This window comes from Thermogemmatispora sp., from assembly GCF_019683755.1.
Lineage (GTDB): Bacteria > Chloroflexota > Ktedonobacteria > Ktedonobacterales > Ktedonobacteraceae > Thermogemmatispora.
Genome location: NZ_JADGHT010000532.1, coordinates 1 through 2,119, shown reverse-complemented (window position 1 = coordinate 2,119; position 2,119 = coordinate 1). Strand labels below are relative to the sequence as shown.

Genomic DNA, 2,119 nt, shown 5'->3' with positions numbered 1-2,119 from the left:
GGCTGAGATCACGGCAACCCTGACGCAGTTCTCTAGCATTCGGAGGGTCGTCATTCTGACGCGCGATGGCCACTGTTTTGGTGACAGCAGTGGACTTGATCGCTGTCTGAGTTAGTCTCTGGGATCAGGCTGCGCGGCTCACTTCGCCCTGACCGGCCAGGAGCTGTCCGCCAGCCCAGCCAGCAGGAGAGATGCGCCGCACAGGCACCATCGCAGATTGCCTCATCTCTCCACGCTGTGCTCCTTTCCTGTCTTGCACAGGGGGATTGCTTCCTTACGTAACGCAGCGGAGCCGTCTCATCTCGCGTGGATGGGACGGCTCCGCGCTCTCTGTACCTGTACAGGATAGGGTGAGATCCTGCTGGCAAGTGGGGGAGCGGAGCAGGCGCCCCCCAGCCCTCGAACCGGGGTTCCGAGCCGAGGAGCGCCTCTATGACCCCCGTAGAAAAGGACGACCCGAAGGAAGAAGCACAGCTAAGGGATGACGATATCTTGCAAGACCACCGGCTGATGGCGCGTATAGTCCAGCTCGTCGGCCTGCTGCACCCCGGGAGGCGTCAAAGTATCCATAACCTTCGGTACCGTACCTGGATCAACAGTGCAGTGCGGGTCACTGCTGGCTGTGGCGCAGACACCAAAGGTATAGGGGCCAGGCGTGCTGGTGAAGGCGCGCGCCTGATCTGGCTGAAAACCATCCTGGCCGGTCAACGTGACCGTGAAGCCCCAGCCGGGTCCGGGCTGGCCAAGGCTGGCCTTCGGGACGCTGAAGGTGATAAAGTGTGAGATGCTGTTTGCGCTGATGCTGACGCTGCCCAGGGTTGTGCCGTGGGCATCGATATAGCGCTGCCCAAAGCCTTGCACCTCGATGAGCCGGCTCCAGGCCGCCGTAGCGGCAATGGTATAGTTGCGCTGCGGGAACGACGGTGCCGTCGAGGTGTCAGCGGGAGCAGCGTTCGGATCGTGCACGTAGACATCGATGAGCTGGGCCCCCAGCGGACTGCCAAAGGTCGGCGTCAGATCACCGACCTTGAGTTTGAAGACAATCGTGTCGCCGCTGTCGATAACGCGAAATTCCAGGATGTCGAAGGCGCCAGCGTGGAAATCGGCAGCGGTCGGATAGGCGTAGTTGCCAGGCCCATTGTCATCTCCGGCGGGATCGCTGACGTCGAGCAGCACAGTGCCAGGGGTGTAGTCCCAGACAATAGTGCGCGTGGCGTGGGCTGTGGCCCCCTGCGGGCTGACAGCGACCACGGTGATGACGGTGGTGCCGCCGCTGATGGGCAACTGGACGCTGAAGGTACCATCCGCCGCGGCGACCGTGCTCACGAGCGTTGTCTGACTGTTGTTATCGGTATTGGTGCCGGCTACGTAGATCCTATTGCCCGGGGCCGAGCTACCGCGCACCGTTACCGGTGAGCCATCGACTGCCGTCAGGTCGCCGGGGGCAGCGATGCTCAGCGCGGTCTGGCCCGGGTGCTGGAGCACATAGCGAGCGTAGGTTGCGGCGGGCCGCTCCAGCAGCGTGCGGGCGCCCAGGTCGAGGAAGAGGCGCACAAAGGCCCCTTCAGCCCAGGTCAGCGGCGAGGCCGAGCCTGCAGGATGGCCATTCTGGAAACCGATGGAGGCCACGGTCGGATCGGTACCGTAGGGCGAGGGGGCCAGATCGGGCAGCTCCCAGTCCTGTTCAGGGATGAGGCCCACCCCCGAGGCAAAGCGCTGCATGGTGGCCAGTAGCTCGCTCGCCGTGCTCACATCGCCATTGGCCAGGGCGTACTCGCCGCGCTCCTCGTCGAGCACTGGCCAGACATGGCCTGTGCCGACGCCGGAAGGGGCCCAGGGATGCCCATTGCTGGCCGCGTCGCCGTAGCCGTCGCCGTTATAGCGATGCCAGCCTGGGCCGCTGTTCGTCTGACTCTTGATGGTGGCGTCAACGACCGGCAGCGATTCGGCGATCACTGGATCGTTGGCCGGCTTCAGGCCCAGGCGCACCAGCTCCAGGAAACCGGCGTCGATGACGCTGCGCTGATCAAGGGTCGGGCCACCGTTGCCCAGGTTATAGCTGATGGCCGCGTTTGGATCACCCGTTTTCGACAGGCGGATATAGTAGGGATGATTGGCT

Annotated in this window: 1 protein-coding gene; it reads right to left on the bottom strand. The window is 63.8% G+C overall.

Translation table 11 applies throughout. From position 1 onward, the window contains the following. Window positions 1-474 precede the first annotated feature (474 nt). The coding region (locus IRZ24_RS19665) for a glucodextranase DOMON-like domain-containing protein (protein WP_297168294.1) at window positions 475-2,119 on the bottom strand (1,645 nt) is incomplete at its 5' end.